Source organism: Verrucomicrobiaceae bacterium (genome assembly GCA_016713035.1).
Lineage (GTDB): Bacteria > Verrucomicrobiota > Verrucomicrobiia > Verrucomicrobiales > Verrucomicrobiaceae > Prosthecobacter.
The window spans coordinates 389613-405728 of sequence record JADJPW010000002.1; the positions used below are offsets into that span (position 1 = coordinate 389613).

A 16116-nucleotide genomic window follows, 5' to 3' on the forward strand; every position below is an offset into this window, starting at 1 on the left:
GTTATTGCATTCTCCTTTTTGTGGCCTACAGGCTGCATTGTCCACCCTTCGTTGCACATGAACTCCACCGCTGCGCTTCCGCCTGTTGATCTGCTCAGAAAACTGCCTCTCGAAGAGCAGCTCGTCGGGGTAAATGCCAAAACTGGCCCATATCTCATGCCTGATGCCGGTAAATCCCTGCGCAGGGTGAAGGGGTTTCAGTCACAGACGAATGCCTTTCATGTCATGTCACGCACTTGCGGCGGGGCGGTGTTTTGGGATGATGTGGAGAAGGAGGCGCTACGCAGGGTGCTGTGGCGGCTAGCGGAGTTCTGTGGAGTACGCTTGCTGACCTACTGCGTGATGGGGAACCACTTTCATGCGCTGGTGGAGGTGCCGGACCAGAAGAGGTGGGTAGAGGAGCAGTTTGGTGGACCGCAGGGCGAGCAAAAACTGATGCGGCATCTGCGGGTCCTCTATAGCAAGGTGTTCGTGGAGCAGTTGCAGGAGGATTTTGCCGAGTTGCGGAAGCGGGGCTCTGAGGCGGTGGTGCAGCATCGGCTGGGGCTGCTCAAAAAGCGATTTTGCGATGTGGCGGTATATATGCGTGAGGTGAAGCAGCGTTTTTCGCGGTGGTACAACAAACGCCACAAGCGGAAAGGGACGCTCTGGATGGATCGGTTCCGTAGTGTGCTGGTGGAAGGAAAAGGTGATCCGCTGCTGGCGATGGCGGCGTATATTGATCTCAATCCTGTGCGAGGTGGGCTGGTGAGTGATCCGAAGGATTACCGGTGGTGTGGGTATGCGGAGGCGCTGGGAGGGAACAAAGAGTGCCAGAGAGGGATTTGCCGCGTGACGGGGCGAGATGCCAATGAAACGGACTGGGTGAAGAGCGGAGCGCGGGAGGGGTATCGACGAATCTTGTTTACGACCGGGCGGGAGGTGAAAACGGCGGATGGAGGGGCGATAGCTCGGCGTGGGGTGAGCGTGGAGAAGGCCGAGGAGGTTTTGAAAGCAGGTGGGAAGCTCTCGCTGGGCGAGTTGGTGCGCTCGCAGGTGCGGCATTTCACAGCGGGGGCGGTGATTGGCTCGCGGGATTTTGTGAATGCGTTTTTCGAGGCGAATCGAGGCTTGTTTGGCACTTCGCGGAAAAGCGGAGCGCGGAGTATTCGAGCCGTCGATGGTGAGTTACACGCTCTTCGGGATTTGAAGTAATATCTGGGAGGGCGTTGCCCTTATTTCAGCTCGATGTTATCGATGAGCCGTGCGGAGCCAAATCGGATCGCGAGGGCGATGAGGGCCATTTCGGTGCTCTCGGAAGGCTCTTGCAGCGTGGTGGCGTCCACCACTTCGACATAGTCCACTTGTCCGAGCGGGGCTTTGGAGCTGATTTCGTCTAAAATGAGCTGTTTGAGCTTTTTGGGGTCATTTTCACCGCCTTTGAGGTAGGCATTACGGGCTTGCTGGAGCGCGGCACGCAGAACGGGGGCCTGTTGACGTTCTTCGGCGCTTAAGTAGCGATTTCGGCTGCTCATGGCTAGTCCGTCGGACTCGCGGATGGTCTCCACGCCGTGGATGACGATGTTGAAGTCGAGATCACGCACGAGTCTGCGGATGATGGCGAGCTGCTGGTAGTCTTTTTTGCCGAAAACGGCATCGTCTGGTTGGACGAGGTTGAAGAGCTTTGCCACGACGGTGCAGACGCCGTCGAAATGACCTGGGCGGCTGGCTCCGCAGAGGACTTTTGAGAGACTGGTCTCGGTGAGTTGGATGCTGCGGCCCTCTGGGTAGATGTCTTCCACTTTCGGGGAGAAGATGGCATCTGCTCCATTGTCGCGACAGATGGTGAGGTCTTCGATCAGGGTGCGTGGATAGCTGGTGAAGTCTTCGTTCGGGCCAAACTGGAGCGGATTGACGAAGCTGCTCACGACCACATTGCCACCGGGGCCTGCGATTTCTCGTGCGGTGCGGATGAGGGTGGCGTGGCCTTCATGTAGTGCCCCCATCGTGGGCACAAAGACGCAGCGGGTGCCCCGATTCACAGAGGTCCATGAGCGTAGTTGGCGGATGTTGTTGATGACATTCATGATTTGAGGTCTCTCGATTCAAATACGGCATACCCCAGCGTGAACAAAGTAAGATTTATCGCGGCGAGGATGGCGAAGCCGCGCCAGACGAGCGGCCATTCGATGGTTTCGGCCATGAGCCGGGTCCAGACGGTCATGTGGCGTGTGATGAGGAGGTGCTGGTAGCTTTCCATGAAGCCGCTGTTTCGTAGAATGAAGTCCACCAACATGTAAGAGAGTGCGCCGATGGTGGCTGCTGCAGGCTTCATGCGGAAGCAGGATAAAAAAAAGGCGATGCTGGTGATCACCGTCATGCTCAGGCCCATGCCTAGTGTGCCGAGTGCGTAGTGGCGCAGACCCTCATCCCACTCGAAAAAGATACCAGGGACATGTCCTGTATCCACACACAGAATCCGCCGCCCCATCCTCTTAGCAACAGGCCCAGGACGAAGGCTGTCCAGGCGAGAAACTGGATCAAGAACACTGCGTAGCTGATGGAGGTGAGGTATTTCAGCAACAGCAGCCGGAAGCGGCTCACGGGCCGTGCGAGCAATAGGCGAAGGTGTCCATCCTCCGACTCCTTCGATACGATGTCCCCGGCCACCAGTGTGAGGAAAAGGGCTCCCAGGAGCAGGAAGGACATGATCACGACGAGGAAAGCTACGGTGAGTGCGGAGAAGTAGTGGTCCATATTCTCGCCCGAGCCGACGATGGCCCGCTGCACCGGCCCGAGGCCCTTCACTTTGATGAGCCATAGGCATAGGAGCTCTAGGACGACAAACACTCCGAAGCCGAGAAAGGTCCGCCTGCGTGCAAAGAGCTTCAGGAGCTCGCCGCGCCATTGTTGGAGAAAGAGCATCATGATTTACCAGATAGTCCCATGTAGAGTTCCTCAAGGGTGCGGCGGTGGGGCTGCCAGGAGTGGATGGGCACTCCGCCATTCACTAGAGCTGCGGCGAGCTGGTGCGGCTCCATCTCCAGCGGCACTTCGACGATGCCTTGCTTATCCATTTGGGCACCCACGCGTGCCATCACTTCACGAGCGATGCCGATATCATCTGTGTGGAGTTGGAACATGCGCCGCGTTTTTTCCTGAGATGGAATCACGCCTTCGAAGACCTTTCGCCCGTCTTTGATGATGACGCAGCGGTCACACATTTGCTCTACTTCACCGAGGAGGTGGGAGTTGAGCATGATTGTCATGCCGTGATGCTGGCGGAGGTGTAGGATCAGCTCGCGGAATTCACGGATGCCTTCGGGGTCGAGCCCGTCGGTGGGCTCGTCCAGCAGCAGCATGCGCGGACGCGGTAGTAAGGCCTGTGCCAGAGCGAGCCGCTGGCGCATGCCGTGGCTGTAGGTGGCGGCTTTTTGGCCGATGGCTTTTGTCAGCCGCACCATTTCGACCACGCGGTGGACTTCTTTTTCGTCCCACCAGCCGGAGAGTGAGCATAGAGCCCGCAGATTTTGCCAACCACTGAGGTAATCGTAAAAACAGGCTGCCCCGTAGATCGCGCCGATCTGCTGGAGCGCACCGGCACGATCACGCTGCACGCTGCGGCCACCGATGCGTACCTCACCCGTATCTGGCCGTACCATACCGAGGGTGATGCCCATGATGGTGCTCTTTCCGGCTCCATTGTGCCCCAGTAGGCCTAATATCTCGCCCTCCTTCACCTCGAAGCTGACATCATCCAGCGCCACTCGCCCGGTGGGCCAGCGTTTGGTGAGATGTTTGACTTCTAGGATCGCCATCGTGACCCATTTAGGCTCGCCGGAGCGGCGCATCAAGTGGCGGTTCCCGGTTCCCTATTTTCAAAGGTGCGGAGTTTGATGTCTCCCTGATTTTCTGCCAAGAACAAGGAACCTCAAACTTATGACCACCGGTATCATCACTATCTCTGACCGTGCCTCCGAAGGCGTTTACGACGACCTGGGAGGCCCCGCATTGCGCAAAGCAGCTCTGGAATACGGCTGGACCGTGCTCGCAGAAGCGATCGTGCCAGATGATCTGCTGCGCATCCAGGATGCTATCCGCTCCTTTTCAGCCCAGGGCTGTGGACTCATCCTGACGACGGGTGGCACAGGCATCGCCGAGAGGGATGTCACGCCTGAGGCGGTGCGCGGCATCATGCGGGTGGAGATTCCCGGCTTTGGCGAGCTGATGCGTATGAAATCACTCGAACACACGCCCAATGCCATCCTCAGCCGCTGCCTCGCTGCCATTGTGGACCGTAGTCTCGTCCTAGCGCTGCCGGGCAAGCCGCAGGGCGCGGTGGATTGCCTCGGCTTCGTGCTGGGTGCATTGCCGCATGCGGTGAAGCTGGCGCAAAAAGTGCCTACGAGCTGCTGAGAATGAAAAAAACGAGATAATCGGCCCATCTCGCTCGTGGAGAAAGAATCGCTTCGTCAGCGGCATTCCTCTTTCCATTCCCCGCCTCTCCACATGCTCCCACTCACTGATTTCCCCTCCCTCCGTGGTCTCCATTATCTCAATACCGCTGCGGAGAGCATCCCGCCGCAGTGCGTGAATGACGCAGTGGCCGAGTACATGGCCCACAAGTCCCTTGGCATGCGCGGGCGTGATTTTCACTTTCCACGTGTCGAGGCCTGCCGTGAGATCGCTGCGAAGCACCTCGGTCTCAGCACGGATGAGGTCTCCTTCTGCTCATGCAGCTCGGAGGCGTATAATCTGCTCGCCTCCGCACTCCAGCTCCGGGCGCAGGATGAAGTCGTCATCACCGATCTGGACTTCCCCGCAGGGGCCACCCCGTGGCTCACAGCGGCGGAAAAACCCCTCACACGGCTCTGGCGGCACCGTGAGGGAGCTTTGAGCCTCGATGACCTCGCGCCACTGCTCAATGAACGCACTGCTTTGGTCCAAGTCAGTCTAGTGAGCTTTTACAATGGGCACCGCATCGCATTCGCTCCGCTGCGCGATCTGGTGCGTCGCCTCGCACCGCAGGCCGTGCTCTCGGTCGATGTCACGCAGGCTCTCGGGCGTGTCGTGCTCGATTGCAGTGATGCAGACATCCTCATCTCCAGCACGCACAAGTGGACGCTCGGCATCCACGGCGGCGGCATCGTCGGCATCCCCAAAAAAGCTGCTGCACGACTCACCACCAAAGCGGGTGGATGGTATCACATCGCCAATGCCTTTGATCCAGACCGCTTTGAATCCGCCCGCATCAAATCAGGAGCTCTGAGCTTCTCCGTCGGCATGCCCAGCTTTGCCGCACTCTATGCGCTAAATGCTTCCCTGCGTTACTTGGATCAATTCGGCGTCGCTCGCATCGCAGCACACGCCGATCCGCTCATCGCCCGCGTGCATGCTGGATTACGCCACCTCGGCATCCGCACACTCGCCCCCGAGCAGCCGGAGAACCCGAGTGGCATCGTCGCCTTCACCCACGCCAATACGCAGGAGATCCACGATGCGCTGCTCTCCGCGAACATCCACGTCATGCACCAAGTCGGGCGCATCCGCATCGCCGTACATGGATACAATACCGCCGAGGATGTGGAAAAACTGCTCGATCTGCTCAAGAGCTGATCACCAGAACCGAGTCACTTAAGTAGCACACCTGCATCCCCCGTTTCCCAGCCCAGTCCACCAGCGCGGATCGCGATAGCGTCAGCACCCGCAGGCCACTCGGCACTCAGTTGATCATGGAAAAATGAAGCATGAGTCACCCACTTGCCATGCACTAGCGCCTGCATCACCCACCAGCGTGTGTGAGACTGCCAGCGCTCATCCGCATGCCGCCAAGTGACGCGATTGCCAGCAGCCTTGGCCAAAATAGGAGCAGGTAGCGGCGTCTGACTCAGCCACGGACTCGCCGGCGGCAAGGCGTGCGTCGTGTACGCACGGCTGACCGTGTAAGTCGCCACTTTGCCCACGTCTTTATGCAGAGCCCCGAAGTTCCAGTGAAAGTGCCCAGGTGTCATCTTTAAGCCGCGCTCTCGCAGCACACTCATCTGGCGCAGGATCTCGCCAGCGACTCGATCATTGCCCACGTTGGAGGTATTCATACCAGGCCAGATGTGACGGCCCAGCGTGTTTTGCTGGAGCCACCAGTCGTAATAAGTGGTGAACCCCAGCTTCGGACGGTCGATGGTCCAATAAAGCTGCGGCGTGAAATAATCCACCCAGCCCGATTGCAGCCACTTACGAGAGTCTGCCCCCATTTCCTCAAAGGGATCGAGCCCTCCGCCCGTGCCCTCTGGGTAGCCAGGCCTCCAAAGACCAAAGGGGCTGATACCGAACTTCACCCAGCGCTTCGCTATCTTGATGCCTTCATAAATCATGCGCACCGTCTCATCGACATTTTGTCGCCTCCAGGCAGGGCGATCCAGCGGTCCACCAGCCGCCTTGTATCGGCCATAGCTTGCATCATCCGGGAACTCGATCTTCTGCTTCGCGGCATCCGTAATAGGATAAGGATAAAAATAATCATCGATGTGGATGCCATCCACGTCATATCGCCGCGTCACATCCAGCATCACCGCAATGGCTTGAGCTCGCACCTCAGGCACACCAGGGTCCATCCACCAGTCGATGCCGTATTTCATCGTCCACTCGGGATTCTTACGGCGCATGTGGCCAGAGCTGGGCGCATGCTTTTCACCCGCCAGAGAGCGGAAGGGATTAAACCACGCATGCAGCTCCATGCCCCGCTTATGGGCCTCTTTCACGGCGAACTCCAGAGGATCCCATGCTGGGGAAGGAGCACGGCCCATCGCTCCGGTCAAAAAAGGCGACCACGGCTCTAACGTGGATGCATACATCGCATCACCAGCGGGGCGGACTTGAAAAATGAGCGCATTGAGCCGCAGCCGCGCCGCAGACTCGATCAGCGTGAGGAGCTGCTGCTGCTGCCGCTCCACAGGCAGACCGGGCTCAGAGGGCCAATTGATATTCCGCACCGTAGCGATCCAAGAACCGCGCAACTCCCGCGCAGGTGGCGGCACAGTGGACTGCGCACGCAGCCTCCCGCCCGCTGTGAGAGCGAGTACCATCAAAAACACACGAAGAATCATCCCATACGTCATAGCGCCCCTACAGGGATCTTCAAACACCAGCGCACATGAAATGCTAACAAGCCCATCACCGCAACGGATCACCGCTTTGCACACGCCATGACCTCAACTCGGCTCGCAAGCGAGCCAACGTGTCCGCATGGCTAACAACTGCGCTCAGATCTCTCAGCTCATACGGGTCAGCTTGCAGGTCAAAAAGCTGCTCGCGGCCCACTTTGGGATACAGGATGAATTTCCACCGCTCATCGCAGATCATGCGCTGAGTGTCCGTGAACACACCCGTGGCAAAAACACGCACGCGATCAGTTTCATGCCGCAAAAGCGGCAAGAGGCTCTTCCCCGTCACCGTCGCTGGAACCGCCACCCCCGCCAGATCGCAAAGCGTCGGAAAAAGGTCTCTTAGCTCCACCAGCGCGGCACAACGCTCATTACGGGGCAATCCAGGACCGCAGACGATCAGTGGACTGCGGATGCTGTGCTCGTAGCAGTTTTGTTTTCCCAGCAGGCCGTGACTACCAAGCGCCAGGCCTTGATCACTCGTGAAAATAATCACCGTCTCCTCCTGTGAAGGCAGAGCGGCCAGAATGCGCCCTAGCTGCGAATCGACATCCGTCACCATCGCGTAATACAGCGCTAGCTCCTCACGCACCGCGTATTCCGTTCGAGGCGAAGGCAGCAGCAACTCATCACGGCCCAGTAAATTCCCATGATCAAAAGGATGCAGCGGGGCAAAATTCGGCGGCAGGACCATTTTTTCTGCCAAATAGCGATTTTCCAGTCCCTTAGGCCACTGAAGAGGATCATGCGGGAAGGCGAAATTCACATGCACGAACCATGGTTTGTCCTTTGGAGCCGATTCAATAGCCCGGATCGCTCCGTCAGCGATGATGCGGCTGTTATCCGGCAGTAAACCCACTCCTTTGTCCAACTCCGCTCGATTCTCAGAGTCCTTGAAGGTCCAGCCCCGATACCCCGTCAGTGGCCGGCCACGATCATCCATAGCAGGCTGCTCTACCCCCTTGGCCCCGCCACTGGAGAAAAGTCCACTCGTCAGAGAATAGCCACGCTGCAAAGGATGCCCATCATTGTGCCACTTGCCGCTGTAGCAGGTGAAGTAGCCAGCCCTTTGCAGTGTCCCAGCCAAAGTCGCCAAATTAGGATCAATACCGCCTGTGGGATATTTTGGCAGAGCAGTGAATGCGTGGGTGCCCGTGAGGATCTGTGCCCGGCTGACATGGCAGATGGGATAACCTGCATACGCCCGCGAAAACGCCGTGCCCCGCGCCACCAGTCGGTCCAGCACAGGAGTGGCAACTTGTCCGTGCCCCAATGCATGGATCGAATCAGGACGCTGATCATCCGAAACGACCAGCAGCACATTGGGAGCCGCAGTGGCCCATGAAATCGCGAGTAAAAGAAGAGCAAAAAAGCGCTGCATACTAAGTAAACGTGTCGTGAGAGGCGGTTTGGCCTTCCGATGATATTAAACATCGTGACGGTGCTGATAGATATGTATAAAGTATCTGCAAGATAGTTATTGCAGTGTTGGGTTTTCTTTCCAGGATGGACCATCTATCGATTACCTCTTGCTGCCGCATGAATCCAGTTCGCCCATCCTTTTCTGCAGCAGCGTTCCCACCCGTAGAGGATCGGGAAAAGCAGCTCATCGGCGTGAATGCCAAAACAGGGCCGTATTTGCGCTCGGGGCGTGGCTCCAGGCGGATTCGCGGTTTTCAGGCGCAGACGAATTGCTTCCACGTCATGTCCCGCACCTGTGGCGGGGCGGTGTTTTGGGATGATGTGGAGAAGGAGGCGCTGCGCAGGGTGATTTGGCGACTGGCGGAGTTCTGTGGGCTGCGGGTGCTGACTTATTGCGTGATGGGGAACCATTTTCACCTGTTGCTGGAGGTGCCGGATCAGAAGCGGTGGCTCGAAGAGCAGTTTGGAGGACTCAGCGACGCAGAGGGCGAAGCGAAGCTCTTTCGGCATCTGCGGGTGCTTTATAGCAAGGCGTTCGTGGAGGGGCTTCGGGAAGAGTTTGAGGAACTGAGGAAGCGTGGGGCAGAGGGGTTGGTGCGGTGGCGCTTGGAGTTGCTGAAGAGGCGGTTTTGCAATCTGCCGGTGTTCATGCAGGAGCTGAAGACGCGGTTCACGAAGTGGTACAACAAGCGGCACAAGCGCAAGGGCACGTTGTGGATGGATCGGTTCCGCAGTGTGCTGGTGGAGGGGAAAGGGAACCCGCTATTGGCAATGGCGGCGTATATTGATCTGAATGCGGTGCGAGCAGGGATGGTCGTGGATCCGAAGGATTACCGTTGGTGTGGGTATGCGGAGGCGCTGGGAGGGAACAAGGAATGTCAGCGGGGGATTTGCCGAGTGACGGGGCGAAATATGGGGGAGAAGGATTGGGTGAAGAGCGGAGCGCGGGAAGGGTATCGGCAGATGTTGTTTTCGGTGGGGCTGGAGGTGAAAACGGCGGAGGGGAAGGCTGTGGCTCGGCGCGGAGTGAGTGGAGAGAAGGCGGAGGAGGTTTTGGCGAAGAAAGGGCGGCTATCGCTGGGTGAGTTGGTGCGCACGAGGGTGCGGCACTTCACGGATGGAACGGTTCTCGGGTCGAAAGAGTTCGTTAATGACTACTTTTCGAGAAATCGCCAATGGTTCGGCCCCAATCGTAGGGATGGGGCTCGATGTCTCGGGAGAACTGCCGAAGACTTGTACTCGCTACGAGATTTGAGGCATGGTGATGTCGAGTCACTCATGTAAAGAATCAGAGACTGAGAGAGAGCGGCATTAGCCAGCCAGGATGTGAACTGAAGTTTTCCTGCGGTGGTGTGTCGTTTCTTTGAGCAAGCTGGTGCACGTAGCTAGCGTTGTGTGATGCCATGATTCGCTTCTTGTGTTTTCTCTACGCTTTTGGTTTTTTGTTGTCTGTCGTACATGCGCAGAGGCCCAATGTGGTTTTCCTCCTCGCGGATGACTTGGGGCAGCGGGATCTGGGATGTTATGGCAGCACTTTTTACGAGACGCCGAATCTCGATCGGATCGCCCGCGAAGGTGCTCGCTTTACGCAGGGCTACGCGGCTTGTCCGGTGTGCTCCCCCACGCGTGCGGCGGTGCAGACGGGTCGCTGGCCGCAGCGCACGGGAGTCACGGACTATATCGGTGCGGCGCTCAGGCCGGAGCTTTGGAAGCGAAATACCCTTCTTTTGCCTGCTCCCTATTCGGATCGCCTGGCGCATGAAGAGGTGACGATGGGCGAAATGATGAAGGGCGCTGGTTATGCTACTTTTTTCGCGGGGAAGTGGCATCTCGGCCCAGAGGGCTTTTGGCCAGAGGATCAGGGTTATGACATCAATATGGGAGGCGTCGATCGCGGGGGACCTTATGGCCCTGGAAAGTATTTTACGCCCTACGCCAATCCCCGGCTGCCGGATGGGCCTGCGGGTGAGCATCTGCCGGATCGATTGGCGACGGAGACGTGTAAATTCATCGAGGCGAACAAGTCGCGGCCCTTTTTTGCCTGCTATTCGTTCTACGATGTGCATACGCCGCTGAATGCCCGCAAGGATTTGGAGGCCAAATATGCCGCGAAACGTCAAAAACTCGGTTTGGAGCCAAAGTTCGGACGCGAGGAGCCTCGTGACGTGCGACTCGTCCAGGAGCATGTGACTTATGCTGCGATGCTGGAGGCCATGGATCTCGCGGTGGGCAAAATTTTGGCAAAACTCGACGAGCTGGGACTCACGGAGAACACGCTGGTCATTTTCACTTCCGACAATGGTGGTCTGAGCACTAGCGAGGGCTCTCCCACATCGAATCTACCTCTGCGGGCAGGGAAGGGCTGGCTTTACGAAGGAGGTATTCGTGAGCCGCTGGTCATCCGCTGGCCTGCGGTGCTGCAGGCTGGTAGGACGATCGATACGCCGGTGTGTAGTCCGGACTATTTTGCCACGCTCGCGGATGTCGCGGGTGCGCCTGTCCATGCGAAGATCGATGGCGTCAGCTTGCGCCCGCTTTTGGAGGGGAAGGGTGAGGTGCCGGAGCGCTCGCTCTTTTGGCATTATCCGCATTATGGCAACCAAGGTGGGGCTCCTGGGGCGGCTATTCGCCGTGGGGATTGGAAGCTCATCCACTGGTTTGAAATGGATCGCTACGAGCTCTTTAATCTCCGCACGGATCTGAGTGAAACGAGCAATCTGGCTGAGAAGGAGCCCGCGCGGGTCAAAGCGATGCTCACGGAGCTCCGAGCATGGCAAAAGGATGTGGGAGCGCTCATGCCGACGATCAATCCCGCCTTTGATGCCACGAAGCCGGATGGCCGTGCCGCAGGTAATCCTGGGCAGCGGGCAAAGAAGAAAAAATAGAGCTACTTCTGGCGTCGCTGCCGGACGCACTCGAAAAGACACACGCCTGTCGCGACGGAGACGTTCAGGCACTCGACTCGGCCAGCCATGGGGATTTTCGCGAGGAAGTCGCAGTGCTCGCCAGTGAGGCGGCGCATGCCTGGGCCCTCTGCGCCCATGACGATGCCGATGCCGCCTTTGAGATCCAGGTCATAAAGGCTCTGCGTCGCTTCGTCCGCAGTGCCGACGAGCCAGACGCCTAGCTCTTTGAGCTTTTCCATCGCACGCACCAGGTTTGTGACGCGGACGAGGGGGATGTTTTCTGCGCCACCACAGGCGACGCGGATCACGGTCTCACTGATCGGGGCTGATTTATCTTTTGGCATGACCACCATGCACACGCCGGCGGCATCCGCTGTGCGCAGGCAGGCACCGAGGTTGTGTGGATCCTGCACGCAGTCGAGGATGAGCACGAGCGGGTCTTTTTTGTCCTCCAGGAGAGGAGCGAGGTCGCTTTCATCGTAGGTGACGATCTGGGAGTCGCCCCTGGAGTGGCGGTTCTGACGAGCGGTGGGTTGATCGGGGCGGTTCGGACGCATGCGGGCGAGAAAAAGAGCGGCAACGTGTGACCGCGATGCCGCTCTAACCACAGAAAAGTACTGTTCACTGGAGAAAAGCCTTTACCATGTCTGCAAAATGCGGTTTCTGTTCCACCGAACAGCTTTTTAAACCCCCACAACACACATACTGACACGATTATGGCCCGCGCACCCAAAGAATCCTCCTCCGAACCCGCCTCCAACAAAGTCGCCGAGGCCCGTGCCCGAAATCTCGATCTAGCGATCCAGCAGATCCAGAAAGACTATGGTGAGGGCTCCATCCTCCGCATGGGCGAGGAGAGCAAAGCCGATGTGGCCGTCATCCCGACAGGGAATCTACTCATCGACCAGGCCCTCGGCGTCGGAGGCTTCGCCCGTGGCCGCGTGGTCGAGATCTATGGCCCTGAGTCCTCTGGTAAAACCACGCTTACCCTCACCGTCATCGCCCAAGCGCAAAAAATGGGCGGTTTGGCTGCCTTCATTGATGTGGAGCACGCCCTCGATCCAGGCTACGCCCGGCGCCTCGGTGTGAAAATGGATGAACTGCTCGTCTCCCAGCCCAGCAGCGGTGAGGAGGCCCTGCGCATCTGCGAAACGCTCGTCCGCTCGAATGCGCTCGATGTCGTCGTCATCGACTCTGTCGCTGCGCTCGTCACCCGCCAGGAGCTCGAAGGTGACATCGGTGACAGCACCGTCGGAGCCCAGGCCCGCCTCATGAGTGCGGCTCTGCGAAAGCTCACTGCCATCATCAGCAAAGCCCGCACCACGGTGATCTTTACCAATCAGATCCGTGAAAAGATCGGTGTCATGTTCGGCAATCCAGAGACGACCCCTGGTGGAAAGGCCCTCAAATTCTACGCCAGCGTCCGCGTGGACATCCGCCGTATCGGAGCCATCAAGAGCACCGATGGCACCGTCACTGGCAACCGTACGAAGGTGAAAGTCGTCAAAAACAAGCTGGCACCGCCCTACACGGAGGCCGAGTTCGACATCATGTACAATGAGGGCATCAGCAATGTGGGCTCCCTGCTCGATCTGGCCATGGACTTCGAAATCCTGCAAAAACGCGGCTCATGGATCAGCTACAAAGGCACGCAGCTCGCCCAAGGCCGCGATGCCGCGAAGGAAGTCCTCCGCAACGACGCTACCGTGTATGCGGAGATCGAAGAAGCCGTGAAGCAAAAGATCGCTGACAAAGGCGGGGCCGCCGTCACGGGCAAAAGACCCGCAGGCAATAGCGATGAGTGAGTGATCTGCTGGTTGGTAATTGTTGTTTTGAAAACAGCCGCGTCCTATCTGGAGGCGGCTGTTTTGCGTTTATTTTGCCAAATTGCATGCATTTGTCGCAAAAGTGCGCGGTGTGGCTTGCGTGTGAGGACGGCTTCTCCATAAGGAGAGTGTTTCCTTTTCTCATGAGCGCTGTTTTTGACTCCTTTTCCCGTTTCTACGCCTCCTCCATCGGCAAGAAGATTCTTGTGGCCCTGACGGGCTTGATGCTGATCGGCTTCATCTTTGGCCACATGATCGGCAATCTGCTCATCTTTGTCGGCGCGGATGCCATCAATGAATACGGCCACCTGCTGCAAACTGCGCTGCATGGCGGTGGCGTATGGATCGCCCGGATCGGCCTGCTTGCGGCGGTTTTGGTCCATGTGGTGGCCACGATTTCCCTGACCAAAGCGAACCGTGCTGCCCGCCCCGAAGCATACGGCCAACACAAGGCCCAAGTCAGCTCCAAATCCTCTCACACCATGATCTGGAGCGGTCTGACCATCCTGGCCTTTGTCGTCTATCACCTGCTGCACTTCACCGTCCGCGTCGCCAACGACTTCGGCAGCAAAGCCTACAAAGTGACCATCGACGGCCATGAGGCACAAAACGTCTATAAAATGGTCATCGACGGCTTCTCTTGGGCTCCAGCCTCCATTTTCTACCTCATCGCCATGGCGCTGCTGTGCAGCCACCTGAGCCACGGCTTCTCCAGCCTCTTTCAGACGCTGGGCATCAGCACGGACAAATCCGAGCCGCTCTTCAAGAAGGCTGGTTATGCCTTCGCGGGCCTCGTCTTCGCTGGAAATGCTGCCATCGTCATCGCCATCTGGCTCTGCGGCTATGGGCGGTGAAGCGATCTCAAATTTTCAAATTTCAAATCTCAAATTCACCATGCTCAACTCCAGCATCCCCTCCGGCCCGATGGCCATGAAGTGGTCCAAGCACAAGCAGGACTCGAAACTCATCAACCCGAAGAACAAGCGCAAGTTCACCGTGCTCGTCGTGGGCAGTGGTTTGGCCGGTTCCTCGGCAGCGGCGACACTTTCGGAGCTGGGCTACAAGGTGAAATGCTTCTGCTTCCAGGATAGCGCCCGGCGTGCGCACTCCATCGCTGCCCAAGGCGGCATCAACGCGGCCAAAAACTACCAGAACGACGGCGACAGCGTGCACCGTCTCTTTTATGACACGGTCAAAGGTGGCGACTTCCGCGCTCGCGAGGCCAATGTGCATCGTCTCGCCGAGGTCAGCGTGAACATCATCGACCAGTGCGTGGCGCAGGGCGTGCCCTTTGCCCGCGAATACGGCGGCATGCTGGCGAACCGCTCCTTTGGCGGTGCGCAGGTGAGCCGCACGTTTTATGCGCGTGGTCAGACCGGCCAGCAGCTCCTGCTCGGCGCTTACTCGGCTTTGAACAAGGAAATCGCTGCGGGCGGCGTGCAGATGTATCCACGCACGGAGATGCTCGATGTGGTGACTGTGGATGGCCACGCAAAGGGCATCATTACGCGCAATCTCGTCACTGGCAAAATCGAAGCCCACGCAGGCGACGCCGTGCTGCTCTGCACCGGCGGCTACGGCAACGTTTTCTACCTCTCCACCAATGCGATGGGCTGCAACGTCACCGCGACGTGGCGTGCGCACAAAAAGGGCGCTTACTTTGCCAATCCCTGCTACACGCAGATCCACCCGACCTGCATCCCCGTCAGCGGCGATTACCAGAGCAAGCTCACGCTCATGTCCGAGTCGCTCCGCAATGACGGCCGCGTTTGGGTGCCGAAAAAGGCCGCCGATGTCGGCAAGCCTGCCTCGCAAATCCCCGAGGAAGATCGCGACTACTACCTCGAGCGCAAATACCCGAGCTTTGGCAACCTCGCCCCGCGTGACATTTCCTCCCGTGCGGCCAAGGAAGCCTGCGATGACGGACGCGGCGTCGGCCCCGGTGGTCGCGGTGTGTATCTCGACTTCGCAGAGGCCATCGGCCAGTTCGGTCAAAAGACCATCGCTGAGCGCTACGGCAACCTTTTCGCCATGTATGAAAAGATCACCGGCGAAGACGGCTACAAGCAGCCGATGCGCATCTACCCCGCCGTGCATTACACCATGGGCGGCCTCTGGGTGGACTACAACCTCATGAGCAACCTCCCCGGCCTGCATGTGCTCGGCGAGGCGAACTTCTCCGACCACGGCGCGAACCGCCTCGGTGCCTCCGCGCTCATGCAGGGTCTCGCCGATGGCTATTTCGTCATCCCGACGACCATCGCGAACTACCTCGTGCATCAAAAGCCCGGCAGCGTCACCAAAGAGCATCCCGAATTCAAAAAGGCGCTCGAAGTCTGCACCGCACAAACCAAGCGCTTCCTCGACATCAAAGGCAAACGCAGCGTGGATAGCTTCCACCGCGAGCTGGGCCTCCTCGTCTGGGACAAATGCGGCATGGCCCGCGACCACGCCGGCCTCACCGAGGCCCTCAAACGCATCCCCGAGCTGCGTGAGGAGTTTCACAACAATGTCTTCGTCCCCGGCAGCGGCGACGCCTGCAATCCCGAGCTCGAAAAAGCCGGACGCGTGGCCGATTTCATGGAGTTCGCTGAACTCCTCTGCCTCGACGCACGCACGCGTGAGGAAAGCTGCGGCGGCCACTTCCGCGTGGAGCACCAGGAAGAAGGCGAGTGCAAACGCGACGACGAAAACTTCTGCCACGCCGCCGCCTGGGGCTACACCGGCGACTTCAGCAAACCTGAGCTCAACAAAGAGCCCCTGACCTTCGAAGAAGTCCATCTCGCTGTCCGCAGCTATAAGTAAAACGCCTTTTCAAAGTCC

The 16116-nt window shown here is 58.5% G+C and carries 15 protein-coding genes; 8 read left to right on the top strand and 7 right to left on the bottom strand.

From position 1 onward, the window contains the following. Positions 1-57: 57 nt before the first annotated feature. Positions 58-1194 (top strand): hypothetical protein, encoded by a 1137-nt coding sequence (locus tag IPK32_08575; protein MBK8092023.1) that lies wholly within the window; start codon positions 58-60, stop codon positions 1192-1194. A 20-nt stretch (positions 1195-1214) separates the two neighbouring features. Here the strand turns inward: IPK32_08575 and IPK32_08580 are convergent, their stop codons facing one another. The 4 genes from IPK32_08580 to IPK32_08595 are packed head-to-tail and all read right to left on the bottom strand — an operon-like array spanning position 1215 to position 3830. After that, positions 1215-2066, bottom strand: a complete 852-nt coding sequence (locus tag IPK32_08580; protein MBK8092024.1) for a pantoate--beta-alanine ligase — start codon at positions 2064-2066, stop codon at positions 1215-1217. After that, positions 2063-2314, bottom strand: coding sequence for a hypothetical protein (locus tag IPK32_08585; GenBank protein MBK8092025.1), 252 nt, complete (start codon positions 2312-2314; stop codon positions 2063-2065). Before IPK32_08585 ends, IPK32_08580 begins: the two co-directional genes overlap by 4 nt. A gap of 59 nt (positions 2315-2373) precedes the next feature. Continuing rightward, on the bottom strand, positions 2374-2907 hold the full coding sequence (locus IPK32_08590; GenBank protein MBK8092026.1) for an ABC transporter permease: 534 nt from the start codon (positions 2905-2907) through the stop codon (positions 2374-2376). Then, positions 2904-3830 carry an ABC transporter ATP-binding protein gene (locus IPK32_08595; protein MBK8092027.1) on the bottom strand — a complete coding sequence of 309 codons (927 nt, stop codon included), beginning with the start codon at positions 3828-3830 and terminating at the stop codon, positions 2904-2906. The genes IPK32_08590 and IPK32_08595 overlap by 4 nt, the downstream gene beginning before the upstream one ends. 88 nt (positions 3831-3918) lie before the next feature. On the opposite strand from IPK32_08595, the gene IPK32_08600 reads away from it, so the two are divergent. Together IPK32_08600 and IPK32_08605 are read left to right on the top strand one after the other, a co-directional pair. After that, on the top strand, positions 3919-4395 hold the full coding sequence (locus IPK32_08600) for a MogA/MoaB family molybdenum cofactor biosynthesis protein (GenBank protein MBK8092028.1): 477 nt from the start codon (positions 3919-3921) through the stop codon (positions 4393-4395). A gap of 93 nt (positions 4396-4488) precedes the next feature. Beyond that, entirely contained in the window at positions 4489-5595 is a 1107-nt protein-coding gene (locus IPK32_08605) for an aminotransferase class V-fold PLP-dependent enzyme (GenBank protein ID MBK8092029.1), read from the top strand. A 14-nt stretch (positions 5596-5609) separates the two neighbouring features. Here IPK32_08605 and IPK32_08610 read toward each other — a convergent pair whose 3' ends face one another. Then, positions 5610-7061 (bottom strand): family 10 glycosylhydrolase, encoded by a 1452-nt coding sequence (locus tag IPK32_08610; GenBank protein MBK8092030.1) that lies wholly within the window; start codon positions 7059-7061, stop codon positions 5610-5612. 88 nt (positions 7062-7149) lie between these two features. Beyond that, entirely contained in the window at positions 7150-8520 is a 1371-nt protein-coding gene (locus IPK32_08615) for a sulfatase-like hydrolase/transferase (GenBank protein MBK8092031.1), read from the bottom strand. Positions 8521-8678: 158 nt separating this feature from the next. On the opposite strand from IPK32_08615, the gene IPK32_08620 reads away from it, so the two are divergent. After that, a complete protein-coding gene (locus IPK32_08620) occupies positions 8679-9845 on the top strand; it encodes a hypothetical protein (protein MBK8092032.1) in 1167 nt (388 codons plus the stop codon). Between the two features lie 119 nt (positions 9846-9964). Further along, complete coding sequence (locus tag IPK32_08625) at positions 9965-11446, top strand: sulfatase (GenBank protein ID MBK8092033.1); 1482 nt, start codon at positions 9965-9967, stop codon at positions 11444-11446. 2 nt (positions 11447-11448) lie between these two features. Here the strand turns inward: IPK32_08625 and rlmB are convergent, their stop codons facing one another. Further along, a complete protein-coding gene (gene rlmB / locus IPK32_08630) occupies positions 11449-12024 on the bottom strand; it encodes a 23S rRNA (guanosine(2251)-2'-O)-methyltransferase RlmB (GenBank protein MBK8092034.1) in 576 nt (191 codons plus the stop codon). A 159-nt stretch (positions 12025-12183) separates the two neighbouring features. Here rlmB and recA point away from each other — a divergent pair, with 159 nt between their 5' ends. From recA to IPK32_08645, 3 genes are all read left to right on the top strand, one after another. After that, a complete protein-coding gene (recA, locus tag IPK32_08635) occupies positions 12184-13272 on the top strand; it encodes a recombinase RecA (GenBank protein ID MBK8092035.1) in 1089 nt (362 codons plus the stop codon). Positions 13273-13436: 164 nt separating this feature from the next. Beyond that, positions 13437-14147 (top strand): succinate dehydrogenase cytochrome b subunit, encoded by a 711-nt coding sequence (locus tag IPK32_08640; protein MBK8092036.1) that lies wholly within the window; start codon positions 13437-13439, stop codon positions 14145-14147. A 40-nt stretch (positions 14148-14187) separates the two neighbouring features. Then, positions 14188-16098 (top strand): fumarate reductase/succinate dehydrogenase flavoprotein subunit, encoded by a 1911-nt coding sequence (locus tag IPK32_08645; GenBank protein ID MBK8092037.1) that lies wholly within the window; start codon positions 14188-14190, stop codon positions 16096-16098. Positions 16099-16116: the final 18 nt, after the last annotated feature.